The following is an 18,638-nucleotide window of genomic DNA, read 5'->3' as shown; positions in this document are numbered from 1 at the left end:
TAAGGGTTATTTGTTGTCTTTGCCGACGTGCAGAATGGCGAGGAACGCTTCCTGCGGCAGCTCGACGTTACCGATCTGCTTCATGCGTTTCTTACCTTCTTTCTGCTTCTGCAGCAGCTTTTTCTTACGGCTGATATCGCCGCCATAACATTTAGCCAGTACGTTTTTACGCAGCTGTTTCACGGTGGAGCGCGCAATGATGTGCGTACCAATCGCTGCCTGAATGGCGATATCAAACTGCTGGCGTGGGATCAGATCTTTCATCTTCTCCACCAGCTCGCGACCGCGGTTTTGCGAATTATCACGGTGGGTGATCAACGCCAGCGCATCAACACGTTCACCGTTGATTAATACGTCTACACGTACCATGTCGGACGCCTGGAAGCGTTTGAAGTTGTAATCCAGAGACGCATAACCACGCGAGGTAGATTTCAGGCGATCGAAGAAATCGAGCACAACTTCCGCCATCGGGATCTCGTACGTCAGCGCCACCTGATTACCGTGGTAAACCATATTGGTCTGCACGCCGCGTTTTTCTACGCACAGCGTAATAACGTTGCCGAGATATGCCTGCGGCAGCAGCATGTGACACTCTGCAATCGGCTCGCGCAGTTCGTAAATGTTATTTACCGCTGGCAGCTTTGATGGGCTGTCGACGTAAATAACTTCTCTTGACGTGGTTTCAACTTCATACACTACGGTCGGCGCAGTGGTGATCAGATCCAGATCGTATTCACGTTCCAGACGTTCCTGGATGATCTCCATGTGCAGCAGGCCGAGGAAGCCGCAGCGGAAACCAAAGCCCAGCGCGCTGGAGCTTTCCGGCTCATAGAACAGTGAAGCATCGTTCAGGCTGAGTTTGCCCAGCGCGTCACGGAAGGCTTCATAGTCGTCGGAACTTACCGGGAACAGACCGGCGTATACCTGCGGTTTGACTTTCTTAAAGCCAGGCAGCGCCTTTTCTGCCGGATTACGCGCCAGCGTTAAGGTATCGCCTACTGGAGCGCCGTGGATATCTTTAATCGCACATACCAGCCAGCCTACTTCGCCACATTTCAGTTCAGTGCGGTCAACCTGTTTTGGCGTGAAAATACCCAGACGGTCGGCGTTATAGGTCTGCCCGGTACTCATGACTTTCACTTTGTCGCCCTTACGCAGGGTGCCGTTTTTAATACGGATAAGTGAAACAACGCCCAGGTAGTTGTCGAACCAGGAGTCGATAATGAGTGCCTGTAACGGGCCTTCCGGATCGCCTTCCGGCGGCGGAATGTCGCGCACCAAACGTTCGAGAACGTCCTGTACGCCAACGCCGGTTTTCGCTGAACAGCGCACCGCGTCGGTGGCGTCGATGCCGACGATATCTTCAATTTCTTCCGCCACGCGTTCAGGATCGGCTGCCGGCAGGTCAATCTTGTTCAGTACCGGCACCACTTCGAGATCCATTTCCATGGCGGTGTAGCAGTTTGCCAGGGTTTGCGCTTCTACGCCCTGCCCGGCGTCGACCACCAGCAATGCGCCTTCGCAGGCAGCCAGCGAACGGGAAACTTCATAAGAGAAGTCAACGTGGCCCGGGGTGTCGATAAAGTTAAGCTGATAGGTTTCGCCGTCAGACGCTTTGTAGTCCAGCGTCACGCTTTGCGCTTTGATGGTAATGCCACGCTCACGCTCAAGATCCATGGAATCGAGAACCTGCGCCTCCATTTCACGGTCAGACAGGCCACCGCAGATCTGGATAATACGGTCAGACAGCGTCGATTTACCGTGGTCAATGTGAGCTATGATCGAAAAGTTACGTATATTCTTCATAAAGTATGATTATTGTGCCTTAATGCCCGGTTAACCAGGCTTTTAGAAGTCGCTGTTCTGAGCTTAACGTCTGTATTAATAGAAACGCCGCATTCTACACTACAACATTGAGGCGAGGAAATGTTCATACCGTATGGATTGTGGTATCTGGAAACGTCCTCGCATTTGTTATGCAAAATGCAACAAAGCCAGTGAAATCACTGGCTCGCGTCTTCCGAAGATGTTTCAAATCGCACAAGGCCAGGCGGCAATGCCACGCTTAAGATGATCGGTTGCCATTCAGACCGGGCAGCAAACTTTCGAGAGCCGCCACGTGCAATCAGGAATCCACCAACGCCACCGAGAATCGCACCGCATAATGCTGCAATATCTGAAGCAAAGAGTAGCTGAAATAGTGAAGCGATGAGGAATAGTCCCACCAACGGCGACATATAAACCAGTAATGCGGAGCTAAGCAGGCTGCCTTCGGCGATCCCCAATTCCACTTTTTGCCCCGGCACTAACGGTTCATCACAGGGTACGACAATGGTATGCGTGGTTTGCGGGCCAAGTTTATTCAACACGCGGCTACCGCAACCGGCGCGTGAAGCGCAGCTGCTGCATGAGGCTTTAACATCACAACTAACCAGCGCCTGCCCGTTTTCCCAGGAGATGACGGTAGCCCACTCTTTGATCATTGCGCTGCCCCGAACTTAATATTCTCGGCAATGCGTTTCGCCGTTTGCGGCGGCAGTTCACCGACAATGGTGATTTCGGCGTTATCACGTACGCTTGTACTGACGGTTCTGCGTCCGGTGCGCAACATCTGATCGGTGCTCGATGGCGTAGCGCGGTTAACGTTTACCGAAAAGCTGAATAATCCGTCGGAATAGAGACGTGATTCGATAGGCATGTTGTCCATCGTCGGTAGCGGACGTCGACTACTGGAAACTTCGCTAAAACCCTGTGGCAACCAGGTTGGCGTCCAGCTGAATTTAGCTTTTTCACCTACAGGAACAGAAAGCAACGGCGGCAAATTTGCCTTCGCCAGCGTCTGCATACTGCTGCTGATATCCTGATTGACATTAAAAGCAATCACGCGAAATTGTTCCAGCGTTTCACCATCGCGATCAAGGAGATCAACCCTCATCGGTAATTTCGATTCGGTGTCCATCCACACGATGTAGCTGTAGCGTGTACCATCTCGGGCAACCACGCGAATAACTTCGCAAAGACGATCAGCAATACGCGTGCGCCCGACGGAGATAAAGTCGTAGTAAGGAGAAAGGCGTTTGAAATCGGTATAGATGAGCGATGGCAGAGAATCAACAATGTAATCGCCATTAAGCGTGAACGGTTCAAGTCCCGGTTCAAAATAGCTGATTTCATTGCCGCGCTGTACCACTTCCCGGCGCGGGCCATCCATTTGCAACAATTGTGCAAGAGGACGGTTATCGAGGCGTGCATGTCGATAACGCAGAGACTCAACACCCTGTTTATTGATGCTGATGAATGACAGCTCGTAATTCAGTGACTGACTGGCCAGGTTCATCTGCTGTAATAACGCCCCGGACGCGGGAGTGGCCGAGGCGTTAGCAGAGAATAACAGGCTACCTGTCACTAATGACATGGCAAACCAAAGTTGCTTCATTACTGCGATTGCGTTCCTAAAGTTTGAATTCCTGGCACCTGTACAGCGGCTTGCTGGGTTTGCGCCTGCTCAAACTGAAGCTGTTCAGAGTGGAGTCGGCGTTGCAGTTCGTAATCCTGCAACATTGCATTAATGCGACGACGCTGCTCCTGTACCTGCTGCTGTTGACCATTGTTTGCGGTCGCTTCAGAAGGTACTCCCAGGCTTACCGGGCTGGCTTTACCCATCATCGGCAGTGTATTAAATACCGGCGTTTCGGGCTGCTGGGACGTTTCAGATTGTCCATTATAGTGCTGGACGCCAACGATAACTGCAAGCGATACGCATGCGGCTACGCCCATTTGGGTAAGCTGTGCCGCCCACGGACGTACTTTCTGCCAGAATGGCATTTTCTGCCATTGATGCGGCGCAGGCTGGGCTTCCGGGATCAACGTCGCCGGTTGACGTACTGGCTCTTCTTCAATGGCGGCCATCACGCGTGAAGAGATATCGAAATGGAGCACCTCGGGAGTATCACCCCGCATTGAGTCACGGATTAAGTGATAGCTTTCCCAGGTTTTCTGCATTTCTGGGTTATGAGCCAGTTCGTTAAGCAGCTCACTATCCAGCGTTTCGCCATCCATTAAAGCGGAAAGTTGTTCTTTCTGCATGCCTAATACCCTTATCCAGTATCCCGCTATCGTCAACGCCTGATAAGCGGTTGAACTTTGTTATCAATAGCTTCCCTCGCTCGGAAGATACGTGAACGCACCGTACCTACCGGACAATCCATGATAGCGGCTATCTCTTCATAGCTCAGGCCATCCAGCTCCCGCAAGGTTATTGCCATGCGTAAATCTTCCGGGAGGGACTCAATAGTTCGGAAAACTATCTGTCTCAGTTCTTCTGACAACATTAAGTTCTCAGGGTTCGAAATTTCTTTCAACGCGCCGCCACTTTCGAAGTTTTCAGCTTCAATGGCATCCACATCACTGGAAGGTGGACGACGCCCCTGAGCAACCAGGTAATTTTTCGCTGTATTTACAGCAATCCGATACAGCCATGTATAAAAAGCGCTATCTCCCCGGAACGAATCCAGCGCACGATAGGCTTTAATAAAAGCTTCTTGTACCACATCGGGAACATCACCCGACGGCACATAGCGGGAAACCAGACTCGCCACTTTATGCTGATAGCGCACTACCAGTAAGTTAAAGGCTTTCTGATCTCCCTTCTGGACCCGTTCAACCAGGACCTGGTCCGTTAACTGCTCGCTCATCCGAGGTAAAGTCTCCCCAAACCAAATTTCCACGCGCTATCGAAACGCCACTCCATTAGCTGCAATTTGAGCAAGCAAAGGGTTAGAGTGTCTCGTTTTTGTAAAGTTCCGTAACGCATCTGTTTTTGTTTGTCATGCTGTAGACGGATCATTATCTATCATTATAAGTCTACAGAATCTGAACATCGCATTATCTGTGTAGAAATGCCCATTTAACTGCCTGAAGAGTAACCCAACGGCCTTTTTATTTCACCACCTAATCCTCCACCAGCCAGTAACTTCTCTTTTTCTCGCCGCCCTGCGTCAACGTGTTTAGCAACTGTAACAAATATTAAAATAGCAGGTGTTTATCCGCACAACATGATGCTATGCTGACCAAACCATGTTTAGTAAATTAAACAAAGAAAATGAATACTCTCCCTGAACATTCATGTGACGTGTTGATTATCGGTAGCGGCGCAGCTGGACTTTCACTGGCGCTACGCCTGGCTGACCAGCATCAGGTCATCGTTCTAAGTAAAGGCCCGGTAACGGAAGGTTCAACATTTTATGCCCAGGGCGGTATAGCCGCCGTGTTTGATGAGACTGACAGCATTGACTCGCATGTGGAAGACACATTGATTGCCGGGGCTGGTATTTGCGATCGTCATGCAGTTGAATTTGTCGCCAGCAATGCACGATCCTGTGTGCAATGGCTAATCGACCAGGGGGTGTTGTTTGATACCCACATTCAACCGAATGGTGCAGAAAGCTACCATCTGACCCGTGAAGGTGGACATAGTCACCGTCGTATTCTTCATGCCGCCGACGCCACCGGTAGAGAAGTACAATCCACGCTTGTGAGCAAGGCGCAGAACCATCCGAATATTCGTGTGCTGGAGCGCAGCAACGCGGTTGATCTGATTGTTTCTGACAAAATTGGCCTGCCGGGCACGCGACGGGTTGTTGGCGCGTGGGTGTGGAACCGTAATAAAGAAACAGTGGAAACTTGCCACGCTAAAGCGGTAGTGCTGGCAACTGGCGGTGCGTCGAAAGTTTATCAGTACACCACCAATCCGGATATTTCTTCTGGCGATGGCATTGCTATGGCGTGGCGCGCAGGCTGTCGGGTTGCCAATCTCGAATTTAATCAGTTTCACCCTACCGCGCTGTATCACCCACAGGCACGCAATTTCCTGTTAACGGAAGCACTGCGCGGCGAAGGTGCTTATCTCAAGCGCCCGGATGGCACGCGTTTTATGCCCGATTTCGATGAGCGCGGCGAACTGGCCCCGCGCGATATTGTCGCCCGCGCTATTGATCATGAAATGAAACGCCTCGGTGCGGATTGTATGTATCTCGACATCAGCCATAAGCCTGCCGATTTTATTCGCCAGCATTTCCCGATGATCTATGAAAAACTGCTCGGGCTGGGCATTGATCTCACGAAAGAACCGGTGCCGATTGTGCCTGCTGCACATTATACCTGCGGTGGTGTAATGGTTGATGATCATGGGCGTACGGACGTCGAGGGTATGTACGCCATCGGCGAAGTGAGTTATACCGGCTTACACGGCGCTAACCGCATGGCCTCTAACTCCTTGCTGGAGTGTCTGGTCTATGGCTGGTCGGCGGCAGAAGATATCACCAGATGTATGCCTTATGCCCACGGCGTCAGTACGTTACCGCCGTGGGATGAAAGCCGCGTTGAGAACCCTGACGAACGGGTGGTGATTCAACATAACTGGCACGAGCTACGTCTGTTTATGTGGGATTACGTTGGCATTGTGCGCACAACGAAGCGCCTGGAACGCGCCCTGCGGCGGATAACCATGCTCCAACAAGAAATAGACGAATATTACGCCCATTTCCGCGTCTCAAATAATTTGCTGGAGCTGCGTAATCTGGTACAGGTTGCCGAGTTGATTGTTCGCTGTGCGATGATGCGCAAGGAGAGTCGGGGGTTGCATTTCACGCTGGATTATCCGGAACTACTCACGCATTCCGGTCCATCGATCCTTTCCCCCGGCAATCATTACATAAACAGATAAAAAGCCTGGGTCAGCGCCGTATACGCTTCGGAATAGTTCTGGCCTGGCCCACGAATGACTAAGCGATCGCTAAAGCATTCTCCCGCCTGCGGGGAGAATGCCAGCAGCACCCGATGCGGCAGTCGCGCTTCGTTTTCAGCCACATCCGTCCGCAAACGTAAATGCCAGCCCATACTTAATGCCAGTTCAGTAAAACCATTACCAATCTGCTCTGGCAGCACCACGCAGAAAAATCCCTCTTCGGTAATGCACTCCGCCGCACAGGCCAGCAACGATGGGTGATCAAGCGTAGTGGTATAGCGAGCCTGTTCCCGTTGAGGTGTCGCGCACTCTACTCCCGGCTGATAGTAAGGTGGGTTACTGATGATTAAATCGAAGCGCACTGTCTGCTGTGCGATCCACTGCTGAATATCCGCCGTATGGACGTTAATTCTCTCTAACCACGGGGACTGGGCGACATTTTCCTGCGCCTGAGTGGCAGCTTCACTTTCCAGCTCAACGGCATCAATCATTACGCTGTCATCGGTTCGCTGCGCCAGCATTAATGCCAGCAACCCGCTACCCGCGCCGATATCAAGGCAACGTTTTACCCCAGCCACCGGTGCCCATGCGCCCAGCAAAATGCCATCCGTTCCAACTTTCATCGCACAACGATCGTGAGCAACAAAAAACTGTTTAAAAGTAAATCCATTACGACGAAGCACGGATGTAGACTGTGACATGAAAATAAAACCTTGCAGGAAAAACGGCGATAGCACCGGGTGAGAACAATACCCGAGAAGCGATATCCATACAAACAGATGAAGATTGCAGCCGTAACGTCTATAATCAGCGCCCCACACAGAGGTAGAACATGACTGTAACGACTTTTTCCGAACTTGAACTCGACGAAAGCCTGCTGGAAGCCCTCCAGGATAAAGGTTTCACTCGCCCGACCGCCATTCAGGCTGCCGCCATTCCGCCTGCGCTCGATGGCCGTGATGTACTCGGTTCTGCGCCGACAGGCACCGGTAAAACGGCGGCGTATCTGCTGCCAGCGTTGCAGCACCTGCTCGATTTCCCACGTAAGAAATCCGGTCCGCCGCGTATTTTGATCCTCACCCCAACTCGCGAGCTGGCGATGCAGGTGGCCGATCATGCCCGCGAACTGGCGAAACATACGCATCTGGATATTGCCACCATCACCGGCGGCGTAGCCTATATGAACCACGCGGAAGTGTTCAGCGAAAATCAGGACATCGTGGTCGCCACGACCGGACGTCTGCTGCAATACATAAAAGAAGAGAACTTCGATTGCCGCGCGGTTGAAACGCTGATCCTCGACGAAGCAGACCGTATGCTGGATATGGGCTTCGCTCAGGATATCGAACATATTGCTGGCGAAACGCGCTGGCGTAAACAGACCCTGCTCTTTTCGGCAACTCTGGAAGGCGATGCGATTCAGGACTTTGCCGAGCGTCTGCTGGAAGATCCGGTGGAGGTTTCTGCCAATCCGTCCACCCGTGAGCGCAAAAAAATTCATCAGTGGTATTACCGCGCCGATGACCTGGAACATAAAACCGCATTGCTGGTGCATCTGTTAAAACAGCCGGAAGCGACCCGCTCAATTGTGTTTGTGCGTAAGCGTGAGCGTGTGCATGAGCTGGCAAACTGGCTGCGCGAAGCGGGCATCAACAACTGCTATCTCGAAGGTGAGATGGTACAGGGCAAGCGTAACGAAGCGATCAAGCGTTTGACCGAAGGTCGCGTAAACGTACTGGTTGCAACCGATGTTGCCGCGCGCGGTATCGACATTCCTGACGTCAGCCACGTCTTTAACTTCGATATGCCGCGCAGTGGCGATACTTATTTGCACCGTATCGGACGTACCGCGCGCGCCGGTCGTAAAGGCACCGCAATTTCGCTGGTAGAAGCCCATGACCATCTGCTGCTGGGCAAAGTTGGTCGCTATATTGAAGAGCCAATTAAAGCTCGTGTAATTGATGAGTTACGCCCGAAAACGCGTGCGCCAAGCGAGAAGCAGACCGGCAAGCCATCGAAGAAAGTACTGGCAAAACGCGCCGAGAAGAAAAAAGCTAAAGAGAAAGAGAAGCCGCGGGTGAAAAAACGCCATCGCGACACCAAAAATATTGGTAAGCGCCGTAAACCGAGCGGAACGGGCGTGCCACCGCAAACGACAGAAGAGTAATCTCAATGCCGGGTTTAAGCCCGGCATTATTTTTATCCCGGCAAAAAACACTCTTCAACACACTGAATAAAAATGTGCATCGCCGGGCTAACCGCTTTTCCGGCATGGTGAGCGCACATTGCCGTAATGGTCTGCGACTGTTCGCCAAAAGGCAATTCGATTAATTCGCCACTCGCAAGTTCATTTGCCACTGTAAAGCGCGGCAGGTAACTGACCCCGATATTTGCCGCGACACAACGCTTGATGCTTTCGATACTTATAAGCTCAATGGTGTTTTCCACCGTGATCCGTCGCTGGCGCAGCGTGCTCTCAAATATCTGGCGGAAGACACATTGCGGTTCATTGATAATAAAACTACAGGCGTTATGTCTTCCCGGCTCAGTAAAATCGACATCTGCAATTTGCGGTGAAGCCACCAGCACCAGCGATTGTTCACCCAACTCTCGTCGGTTCAGAGCATCATCATTCCCTACGCGGTAAAAGACGCCGACATCAGCCTCATCATTCAGTAGCGCATCACGGATCACGTAACAGTTCAGAGACTGCAACGATAAACGCACTTTTGGTGCGCGTTGCCGAAAACGCTGCAACACCTGCGGCATTCGGTAAGAAAGCAACGTTTCGCCTGAAACAACGCGTAGTTCCCCGTCCGGATCCGACTCTTTTTTGGCAGCCTCACGAAGGGTATCCATCACTCTGGTGAGTTCATAGATGTGCGGCAGCAGCTTTTTTCCTTCGCGGGTAAGGCACATTCGTCGACCAATTTTCTCAAATAACTGGACTGAGAACTCCTGCTCAAGCTGCTGAATATGAAAAGTCACCGTCGATTGTGTGCAGCACAATTTTTGCGAAGCTCGCAAAAAGGAACCCTCTTCCACCACGGTTTTAAGCGTAATAAAACGGCGCAGATCCATAACCCCAAACCTATCGAAAATATCGAATTTAGAATGTAAAAACATTCATTTTTTTAAATGTTCCGTGTCGGGTACTGTCTACCAAAACAGAGGAGATAACAAGTGACACCGACCCTTTTAAGTGCTTTTTGGACTTACACCCTGATTACCGCCATGACGCCAGGACCGAACAATATTCTCGCCCTTAGCTCAGCTACAACGCACGGATTTCGTCAGAGTACTCGCGTGCTGGCAGGGATGAGTCTGGGATTTTTAATCGTCATGTTGCTATGCGCGGGAATTTCGTTTTCACTGGCTGTTATCGACCCGGCAGCAGTGCATCTGTTGAGTTGGGCGGGAGCGGCATATATTGTCTGGCTGGCGTGGAAAATCGCTACCAGTTCAACAAAGGAAGATGGGCTTCAGACAAAACCAATCAGTTTTTGGGCCAGCTTTGCTTTGCAGTTTGTGAACGTCAAAATCATTTTGTATGGCGTTACGGCACTGTCGACGTTTGTCCTGCCGCAAACGCAGGCGCTAAGCTGGGTAGTTGGCGTCAGCGTTTTGCTGGCGATGATTGGGACGTTTGGCAATGTGTGCTGGGCGCTGGCGGGGCATCTGTTTCAGCGATTGTTTCGCCAGTATGGTCGCCAGTTAAATATCGTGCTGGCGCTGTTGCTGGTCTATTGTGCGGTACGCATTTTCTATTGAAAGACAAAAAGAAAAGCGGAAGAGGTCACCCTCTTCCGCTTAATAACTTGCTACTTAAGCCTTACAGGCTTTCAGTAAAGGTACGAGCGATAACGTCGCGCTGCTGTTCCGGAGTCAGAGAGTTAAAGCGAACTGCATAACCGGATACACGGATGGTCAGCTGCGGATATTTTTCCGGATGCTTAACTGCATCTTCCAGAGTTTCACGACGCAGAACGTTTACGTTCAGGTGTTGACCACCTTCAACGCGAACTTCTGGTTTCACTTCTACTGGAACTTCACGGTACTCAATGTCACCCAGTTTGCTTACTGCAACCACTTCGTCTTCTGCAAAACCTGCTTTCGCAACGATGCAACGCGCTTCGCCTTTTTCGCTGTCCAGCAGCCAGAAAGAGTTCAGCAGATCGTCGTTAGCGGCTTTAGTAATCTGGATACCTGTAATCATGTGATGCCTCCCCGGCAAAATTATTTGATTTGTTCAGCCTGTCGCGGCCAATTGGTAAAACCATTGTTGCTTGAGTGTATATATACTCCTCAAACACCCTTGAATCTTTGATTTAAATCAATAAAAACCACACATCAAGTATGGTCGCAAATGGATTTTATTGTTTTACATCAACTTATGCAGGTGTGAAATTTTACCAATTTACATTTTTTTGCACTCGTTTAAGTCTAAAAAATGAGCATGATTTTGTTCTGTAGAAAGAAGCAGTTAAGCTAGGCGGATTGAAGATTCGCGGGAGAGCGAGATGGCAAACGAATTAACCTGGCATGACGTGCTGGCTGAAGAGAAGCAACAACCCTATTTTCTTAATACCCTACAGACCGTCGCCAGCGAGCGGCAGTCCGGCGTCACTATCTATCCGCCACAAAAGGATGTTTTTAACGCGTTCCGCTTTACAGAGTTGGGTGACGTTAAAGTGGTGATTCTCGGCCAGGATCCTTATCACGGACCGGGACAGGCGCATGGTCTGGCATTTTCCGTTCGCCCCGGCATTGCGACACCGCCGTCACTGCTGAATATGTATAAAGAGCTGGAAAATACTATTCCCGGTTTCACCCGCCCTAATCATGGTTATCTTGAAAGCTGGGCGCGTCAGGGCGTTCTGCTACTCAATACTGTGTTGACGGTTCGCGCAGGTCAGGCGCATTCCCACGCCAGCCTCGGCTGGGAGACCTTCACCGATAAAGTCATCAGCCTGATTAACCAGCACCGCGAAGGCGTGGTGTTTTTGTTGTGGGGCTCACATGCGCAAAAGAAAGGGGCGATTATTGATAAGCAACGCCATCACGTACTGAAAGCGCCGCATCCATCACCGCTTTCTGCGCATCGTGGGTTCTTTGGCTGCAGCCATTTTGTGCTGGCAAATCAGTGGCTGGAACAACGTGGCGAGAAACCGATTGACTGGATGCCAGTATTACCGGCAGAGAGTGAGTAAATTTGCAGGAAAACGCCGGATGGCAGCGTTGCCACCCGGCTGATTTATCAGGCTTTATTCTGACGCCACCATTCACCAAGCAAAACGCCAGTTGCGACAGAGATATTTAGCCCGGCAACGTTGCCAGTACCGTCAATCTTCACGCGCAGATCGTTTGGATCGCGTGCGGCATCCGGTAACCCTTCATATTCCTGACCCAGTACCAGTACCATTTTCGCTGGCAGACTGGTTTTGAACAGCGGTTTACCCTGCTCGCTGGAAGTGGTCACTACGGTGTAACCCGCCTGACGGAAATCATCCAGCACGTTAACAATGTTGTCGCCAGTAATCGGCTGAACGTGCTCTGCGCCGCCTTCTGCGGTACGGATAGCCGCACCCGACTCCAGCAGTGCCGCATCCTGCACCACAACGCCTTTCACGCCGAAGTGCGCACAGCTGCGCATCATGCCACCCAGGTTATGCGGGTTAGATTCGTTTTCCAGTGCCAGTACACAATCCTGCACGCCTGCCTGGCTTACCCACTGCTGCACGGTTGTACCGTTACGCTTTTTGATCAGGAAGCAAACGCCGCCGTGATGTTCCGTGCCTGACGCTTTTGTCAGTTCCGCTTCATCCACAACATGGTACGCTTTGCGGTTTGCTGCCATCCAGCGCAAGGCTTCTTTAAAACGCGGCGTTACACTCTGGATAAACCAGGCGCGAACAATCGCTTCAGGACGGCTCTGGAACAGTGCCTGACAGGCATTTTCGCCGTAGACGCGGGTTTCTTCCGCACGCTGACGACGCAAAACTTCCGGATCAATAAAACTTTTACCACTGATGCCACCGTGATCGGCCTTTTCCGGCGTCTCATCACCCGGCGCGCGGGAAACTGTGCGCCACGGCGACTCTTCCCACTTGCGGTCACGGGGCTGACTCTGTTTGTCATCGCGGGCGGGGCGACGGCCACCGTCAGCACGAGATTTTCCTGGACGCCCGCCCCCTTTCCCGGTACGCGGGTTGTGGGTACGTTTATCAGAATCATCATCACTGCGGACATACATCACTTTGACCTTGCCGCTTTTACCTTTCATTTCATCGTTCATGCTTTTCTCCACCAGCGCTGCGCGAAGCGCGCAGATTACCCGAAGTCCGCGCGGTTCGCCATGATTTCGTACCAAAGCCTACGACTATCATACCTATTGAATAAAACAGATTGTTGTCTGGAACAATGTCCCCGATAATATGTAACATATTAGAAACATACCGGCGTCGTTGCCGATAAGTCTCCTTACTCATCCCGAGGTTAGTTATGAATACCGTTTGTACCCATTGTCAGGCCATCAATCGCATTCCCGACGATCGGATCGAAGATGCGGCAAAATGCGGACGCTGCGGTCACGACTTGTTTGACGGAGAGGTGATTAATGCGACCGGTGAAACGCTCGACAAATTGCTGAAAGATGATCTACCTGTGGTGATCGACTTCTGGGCACCGTGGTGCGGCCCCTGCCGTAATTTCGCACCAATTTTTGAAGATGTCGCGCAAGAGCGTAGCGGTAAAGTGCGCTTTGTGAAAGTGAATACCGAAGCTGAACGTGAATTGAGCAGTCGCTTTGGAATTCGTAGTATACCGACGATCATGATTTTCAAAAACGGTCAGGTTGTCGACATGCTTAATGGCGCAGTACCGAAAGCGCCGTTTGATAGCTGGCTGAACGAATCTCTTTAATATTACCGGGGCGCATCTTGTGCCCCGTTTTCTCCTCTGCGACAATGGCGTTTTTTCGACGCTCTCTTATGACCGAAAACGCTGTTCTCCAGTTACGCGCCGAGCGTATTGCGCGCGCAACACGTCCTTTTCTTGCCCGCGGTAATCGCGTTCGTCGCTGCCAACGCTGTCTTTTGCCAGAGAAATTATGTCTCTGTTCGACAATTACCCCAGCACAAGCAAAAAGTCGCTTCTGTTTGCTGATGTTCGACACCGAGCCAATGAAGCCCAGTAATACCGGGCGTCTGATTGCTGATATTTTGCCTGATACCGTTGCGTTTCAATGGTCGCGAACCGAACCCTCGCAGGACTTGCTGGAGCTGGTGCAAAACCCGGACTATCAACCAATGGTGGTCTTTCCCGCCTCGTATGCTGACGAGCAACGGGAAGTGATCTTCACACCACCTGCCGGTAAGCCACCGCTGTTTATCATGCTCGATGGTACCTGGCCGGAAGCTCGCAAGATGTTTCGTAAAAGTCCGTATCTGGATAATCTTCCCGTCATTTCCGTCGATCTTTCCCGGCTTTCTGCCTATCGCCTGCGTGAAGCCCAGGCTGAAGGCCAATATTGTACTGCCGAGGTAGCCATCGCACTGTTAGATATGGCCGGCGATACCGGTGCGGCGGCAGGGTTAGGCGAGCATTTTACCCGCTTTAAAACACGCTATCTGGCAGGAAAAACGCAACATCTGGGTAGCATCACAGCAGAACAGTTAGAAAGCGTTTAAAATCATTCGGTCACTTCTGCGGGAGACCGGTATGAGTCAGCGAGGACTGGAAGCACTACTGCGACCAAAATCGATTGCGGTAATTGGCGCATCGATGAAACCCAATCGAGCAGGTTACCTGATGATGCGTAACCTGCTGGCGGGAGGCTTTAACGGACCGGTACTCCCGGTGACGCCTGCCTGGAAAGCGGTGTTGGGTGTGTTGGCCTGGCCGGATATTGCCAGCTTGCCCTTTACACCCGACCTTGCGGTTTTATGTACCAATGCCAGCCGTAATCTTGCTCTTCTGGAAGAGCTCGGCGAGAAAGGCTGTAAAACCTGCATTATTCTTTCCGCCCCGGCATCGCAACACGAAGATCTCCGCGCCTGCGCCCTGCGCCATAACATGCGCCTGCTTGGACCAAACAGTCTGGGCTTACTGGCTCCTTGGCAGGGTCTGAATGCCAGCTTTTCGCCTGTGCCGATTAAACGCGGCAAACTGGCGTTTATTTCGCAATCGGCTGCTGTCTCCAACACCATCCTCGACTGGGCGCAACAGCGTGAGATGGGCTTTTCCTACTTTATTGCGCTCGGCGACAGCCTGGATATCGACGTTGATGAATTGCTCGACTATCTGGCCCGCGACAGTAAAACCAGCGCCATCCTGCTCTATCTCGAACAGTTAAGCGACGCGCGACGCTTTGTTTCGGCGGCCCGTAGTGCCTCTCGCAACAAACCGATTCTGGTGATTAAAAGCGGACGTAGCCCGGCGGCTCAACGTCTGTTGAACACCACGGCAGGAATGGATCCAGCGTGGGATGCGGCTATTCAGCGTGCCGGTTTGTTGCGGGTACAGGACACCCACGAACTGTTTTCGGCGGTAGAAACCCTTAGCCATATGCGCCCGCTGCGTGGCGACCGGTTGATGATTATCAGCAACGGTGCTGCGCCTGCCGCGCTGGCGCTGGATGCCTTATGGTCACGCAATGGCAAGCTGGCAACGCTAAGCGAAGAAACCTGCCAGAAACTGCGCGATGCACTGCCAGGGCATGTGGCAATCTCTAACCCGCTCGATCTGCGCGATGACGCCAGCAGCGAGCATTATGTCAAAACGCTGGACATTCTGCTCCACAGCCAGGATTTTGATGCGCTGATGGTTATTCATTCGCCCAGCGCCGCTGCTCCCGCAACAGAAAGCGCGCAAGTATTAATTGAAGCGGTAAAGCATCATCCCCGCAGCAAGTATGTTTCTCTGCTGACGAACTGGTGTGGCGAACATTCCTCGCAAGAGGCACGACGATTATTCAGCGAAGCCGGGCTGCCGACCTACCGTACCCCGGAAGGAACCATCACTGCTTTTATGCATATGGTGGAGTACCGGCGTAATCAGAAGCAACTACGCGAAACGCCGGCGTTGCCCAGCAATCTGACCTCCAATACCGCAGAAGCGCATCTTCTGTTGCAACAGGCGATTGCCGAAGGGGCTACGTCGCTCGATACCCATGAAGTTCAGCCCATCCTGCAAGCGTATGGCATGAACACGCTCCCCACCTGGATTGCCAGCGATAGCACCGAAGCGGTGCATATTGCCGAACAGATTGGTTATCCGGTGGCGCTGAAATTGCGTTCGCCGGATATTCCACATAAATCGGAAGTTCAGGGCGTCATGCTCTACCTGCGTACAGCTAATGAAGTCCAGCAAGCGGCAAACGCTATTTTCGATCGCGTAAAAATGGCCTGGCCGCAGGCGCGGATCCACGGCCTGTTGGTGCAAAGTATGGCTAACCGTGCTGGCGCTCAGGAGTTGCGGGTTGTGGTTGAGCACGATCCGGTTTTCGGGCCGCTGATCATGCTGGGCGAAGGCGGTGTGGAGTGGCGTCCTGAAGATCAAGCCGTCGTCGCGTTACCACCGCTGAACATGAACCTGGCCCGCTATCTGGTTATTCAGGGGATCAAAAGTAAAAAGATTCGTGCGCGCAGTGCGCTACGCCCATTGGATGTTGCAGGCTTGAGCCAGCTTCTGGTGCAGGTTTCCAACTTGATTGTCGATTGCCCGGAAATTCAACGTCTGGACATTCATCCTTTGCTGGCTTCTGGCAGTGAATTTACCGCGCTGGATGTCACGCTGGATATCGCGCCGTTTGAAGGCGATAACGAGAGCCGGCTGGCAGTGCGCCCTTATCCGCATCAGCTGGAAGAATGGGTAGAATTGAAAAACGGTGAACGCTGCTTGTTCCGCCCGATTTTGCCAGAAGATGAGCCACAACTTCAGCAGTTCATTTCGCGAGTCACCAAAGAAGATCTTTATTACCGCTACTTTAGCGAGATCAACGAATTTACCCATGAAGATTTAGCCAACATGACGCAGATCGACTACGATCGGGAAATGGCATTTGTAGCGGTACGACGTATTGATCAAACGGAAGAGATCCTTGGCGTCACGCGTGCGATCTCCGACCCTGATAACATCGATGCCGAATTTGCCGTGCTGGTTCGCTCGGATCTCAAAGGGTTAGGCTTAGGTCGACGCTTAATGGAAAAGTTGATTACCTATACGCGAGATCACGGACTGCAACGTCTGAATGGTATTACGATGCCAAACAATCGTGGCATGGTGGCGCTGGCCCGCAAGCTCGGGTTTAACGTTGATATCCAGCTCGAAGAGGGGATCGTTGGGCTTACGCTAAATCTTGCCCAGCGCGAGGAATCATGAGTAAGGTACTGGAAATGTTGACCACTTAATCGGGACTGGTGTTATTATTGCCCGCTTATGTCGTCTGCATTGCACAGAGGACCCTTCAATGAACAGAGAAGAAATGCACTGTGATGTTGTCAAAATTTAAGCGTAATAAACATCAACAACACCTTGCCCAACTACCCAAGATTTCTCAATCAGTTGATGATGTCGATTTCTTTTACGCTCCCGCCGACTTCCGGGAGACGCTGCTGGAAAAAATAGCCAGCGCGAAGCAGCGCATTTGCATTGTCGCCCTGTATCTCGAACAGGATGACGGTGGCAAAGGCATTCTGAACGCGTTGTATGAGGCTAAAAGGCAGCGTCCGGAACTGGATGTGCGGGTGCTGGTCGACTGGCATCGTGCACAACGTGGACGCATTGGCGCTGCGGCATCTAACACTAACGCTGACTGGTACTGCCGCATGGCGCAGGAAAATCCGGGCGTAGATGTTCCGGTTTATGGCGTGCCAATCAATACCCGTGAAGCCCTTGGTGTTCTGCACTTTAAAGGCTTTATCATCGACGATAGCGTACTTTATAGCGGTGCCAGCCTGAACGATGTTTACCTGCATCAGCACGATAAATATCGCTACGACCGTTATCATCTGATCCGTAACCGTAAGATGTCAGACATTATGTTTGAATGGGTTACACAGAATATTATGAATGGCCGCGGCGTTAATCGTCTGGATGATGTTAATCGGCCAAAAAGCCCGGAAATCAAGAACGACATTCGCCTGTTCCGCCAGGAGCTGCGTGATGCCGCTTATCATTTCCAGGGCGATGCCGACAACGATCAGCTTTCCGTAACGCCGCTAGTGGGGCTGGGGAAATCGAGTCTGTTGAACAAGACCATTTTCCATCTTATGCCTTGTGCCGAGCAGAAACTAACCATCTGTACGCCATACTTCAACCTGCCAGCAATCCTTGTGCGCAATATTATCCAGTTGCTGCGCGAAGGGAAAAAGGTCGAAATTATTGTTGGTGATAAAACCGCGAACGACTTCTACATTCCGGAAGATGAACCTTTCAAGATAATTGGCGCATTGCCTTATCTCTATGAGATCAATCTGCGTCGTTTCCTGAGCCGTTTGCAGTATTACGTCAATACTGACCAGCTAGTGGTTCGGTTATGGAAAGATGACGACAACACCTATCACCTGAAAGGGATGTGGGTTGATGATAAGTGGATGTTGATCACCGGTAATAACCTGAACCCGCGCGCCTGGCGTCTGGATCTGGAAAACGCCATTTTGATCCACGATCCACAACTGGAGCTTGCGCCGCAGCGAGAGAAAGAACTGGAGCTGATCCGCGAGCATACCACCATCGTTAAGCACTATCGCGATCTGCAAAGTATTGCCGATTATCCGGTGAAGGTTCGTAAACTCATCCGCCGTTTGCGCCGTATCCGCATCGACCGATTAATTAGCCGCATCCTGTAATCACAACCCCGTCCTGTACGGGGTTTGTTTTTTGGAGGCCACGT

The 18,638-nt window shown here is 51.7% G+C and carries 18 protein-coding genes; 8 read left to right on the top strand and 10 right to left on the bottom strand.

Features of this window, described 5'->3' with window-relative positions:
- Positions 1–6 precede the first annotated feature (6 nt).
- The 6 genes from lepA to rseD form a co-directional block, all read right to left on the bottom strand.
- Complete coding sequence (lepA, locus tag ACK8NJ_RS05965; protein WP_000790168.1) at positions 7–1,806, bottom strand: translation elongation factor 4; 1,800 nt, start codon at positions 1,804–1,806, stop codon at positions 7–9.
- A gap of 197 nt (positions 1,807–2,003) precedes the next feature.
- The gene (rseC, locus tag ACK8NJ_RS05960) at positions 2,004–2,483 is read right to left on the bottom strand and encodes a SoxR-reducing system protein RseC (protein WP_000589047.1); all 480 of its coding nucleotides are present in this window, start codon (positions 2,481–2,483) and stop codon (positions 2,004–2,006) included.
- A complete protein-coding gene (rseB, locus tag ACK8NJ_RS05955; RefSeq protein WP_000812053.1) occupies positions 2,480–3,436 on the bottom strand; it encodes a sigma-E factor regulatory protein RseB in 957 nt (318 codons plus the stop codon). Before rseB ends, rseC begins: the two co-directional genes overlap by 4 nt.
- Positions 3,436–4,086: an anti-sigma-E factor RseA gene (rseA, locus tag ACK8NJ_RS05950; RefSeq protein ID WP_001168459.1), complete on the bottom strand. Its 651-nt coding sequence runs from the start codon at positions 4,084–4,086 to the stop codon at positions 3,436–3,438. The genes rseB and rseA overlap by 1 nt, the downstream gene beginning before the upstream one ends.
- 32 nt (positions 4,087–4,118) lie before the next feature.
- Entirely contained in the window at positions 4,119–4,694 is a 576-nt protein-coding gene (gene rpoE / locus ACK8NJ_RS05945; RefSeq protein WP_001295364.1) for an RNA polymerase sigma factor RpoE, read from the bottom strand.
- Entirely contained in the window at positions 4,691–4,846 is a 156-nt protein-coding gene (rseD, locus tag ACK8NJ_RS05940) for a rpoE leader peptide RseD (RefSeq protein WP_001303621.1), read from the bottom strand. Before rseD ends, rpoE begins: the two co-directional genes overlap by 4 nt.
- A 255-nt stretch (positions 4,847–5,101) precedes the next feature.
- Between rseD and nadB the strand changes: the two genes are divergently transcribed.
- The gene (gene nadB, locus ACK8NJ_RS05935) at positions 5,102–6,724 is read left to right on the top strand and encodes an L-aspartate oxidase (RefSeq protein ID WP_411962235.1); all 1,623 of its coding nucleotides are present in this window, start codon (positions 5,102–5,104) and stop codon (positions 6,722–6,724) included.
- On the opposite strand, the gene trmN is transcribed toward nadB, so the two are convergent.
- On the bottom strand, positions 6,709–7,446 hold the full coding sequence (gene trmN, locus ACK8NJ_RS05930; RefSeq protein WP_411962233.1) for a tRNA(1)(Val) (adenine(37)-N(6))-methyltransferase TrmN: 738 nt from the start codon (positions 7,444–7,446) through the stop codon (positions 6,709–6,711). The genes nadB and trmN overlap by 16 nt on opposite strands.
- 131 nt (positions 7,447–7,577) lie before the next feature.
- Between trmN and srmB the strand changes: the two genes are divergently transcribed.
- Positions 7,578–8,912 (top strand): ATP-dependent RNA helicase SrmB, encoded by a 1,335-nt coding sequence (gene srmB, locus ACK8NJ_RS05925; protein ID WP_000219193.1) that lies wholly within the window; start codon positions 7,578–7,580, stop codon positions 8,910–8,912.
- Between the two features lie 32 nt (positions 8,913–8,944).
- Here the strand turns inward: srmB and ACK8NJ_RS05920 are convergent, their stop codons facing one another.
- Entirely contained in the window at positions 8,945–9,826 is an 882-nt protein-coding gene (locus ACK8NJ_RS05920) for a LysR family transcriptional regulator (RefSeq protein WP_328180391.1), read from the bottom strand.
- Positions 9,827–9,928: 102 nt separating this feature from the next.
- On the opposite strand from ACK8NJ_RS05920, the gene eamB reads away from it, so the two are divergent.
- Positions 9,929–10,516 (top strand): cysteine/O-acetylserine transporter, encoded by a 588-nt coding sequence (gene eamB / locus ACK8NJ_RS05915; protein WP_411962231.1) that lies wholly within the window; start codon positions 9,929–9,931, stop codon positions 10,514–10,516.
- A 61-nt stretch (positions 10,517–10,577) separates the two neighbouring features.
- Here the strand turns inward: eamB and grcA are convergent, their stop codons facing one another.
- Positions 10,578–10,961 (bottom strand): autonomous glycyl radical cofactor GrcA, encoded by a 384-nt coding sequence (grcA, locus tag ACK8NJ_RS05910; protein WP_000627804.1) that lies wholly within the window; start codon positions 10,959–10,961, stop codon positions 10,578–10,580.
- 304 nt (positions 10,962–11,265) lie between these two features.
- Here grcA and ung point away from each other — a divergent pair, with 304 nt between their 5' ends.
- On the top strand, positions 11,266–11,955 hold the full coding sequence (gene ung / locus ACK8NJ_RS05905) for a uracil-DNA glycosylase (RefSeq protein ID WP_411962230.1): 690 nt from the start codon (positions 11,266–11,268) through the stop codon (positions 11,953–11,955).
- A 47-nt stretch (positions 11,956–12,002) separates the two neighbouring features.
- Here ung and ACK8NJ_RS05900 read toward each other — a convergent pair whose 3' ends face one another.
- The gene (locus tag ACK8NJ_RS05900) at positions 12,003–13,040 is read right to left on the bottom strand and encodes a tRNA/rRNA methyltransferase (protein WP_000997420.1); all 1,038 of its coding nucleotides are present in this window, start codon (positions 13,038–13,040) and stop codon (positions 12,003–12,005) included.
- Between the two features lie 206 nt (positions 13,041–13,246).
- Here ACK8NJ_RS05900 and trxC point away from each other — a divergent pair, with 206 nt between their 5' ends.
- The 4 genes from trxC to pssA all read left to right on the top strand — a co-directional run bounded on the left by trxC (position 13,247) and on the right by pssA (position 18,594).
- Positions 13,247–13,666: a thioredoxin TrxC gene (trxC, locus tag ACK8NJ_RS05895; protein ID WP_001098726.1), complete on the top strand. Its 420-nt coding sequence runs from the start codon at positions 13,247–13,249 to the stop codon at positions 13,664–13,666.
- A gap of 68 nt (positions 13,667–13,734) precedes the next feature.
- The gene (gene tapT, locus ACK8NJ_RS05890; RefSeq protein WP_001300438.1) at positions 13,735–14,433 is read left to right on the top strand and encodes a tRNA-uridine aminocarboxypropyltransferase; all 699 of its coding nucleotides are present in this window, start codon (positions 13,735–13,737) and stop codon (positions 14,431–14,433) included.
- 31 nt (positions 14,434–14,464) lie between these two features.
- Positions 14,465–17,125, top strand: coding sequence for a peptidyl-lysine N-acetyltransferase PatZ (gene patZ, locus ACK8NJ_RS05885; protein WP_001559655.1), 2,661 nt, complete (start codon positions 14,465–14,467; stop codon positions 17,123–17,125).
- 113 nt (positions 17,126–17,238) lie between these two features.
- Positions 17,239–18,594, top strand: coding sequence for a CDP-diacylglycerol--serine O-phosphatidyltransferase (gene pssA / locus ACK8NJ_RS05880; protein WP_000949265.1), 1,356 nt, complete (start codon positions 17,239–17,241; stop codon positions 18,592–18,594).
- Positions 18,595–18,638: the final 44 nt, after the last annotated feature.

It is taken from the genome of Escherichia sp. F1 (genome assembly GCF_046764225.1).
GTDB classification, from domain to species: Bacteria; Pseudomonadota; Gammaproteobacteria; order Enterobacterales; family Enterobacteriaceae; genus Escherichia; species Escherichia coli.
The sequence above is the reverse complement of the archived record's forward strand: the minus strand, read 5'-3'. Positions and strand labels throughout refer to the sequence as shown.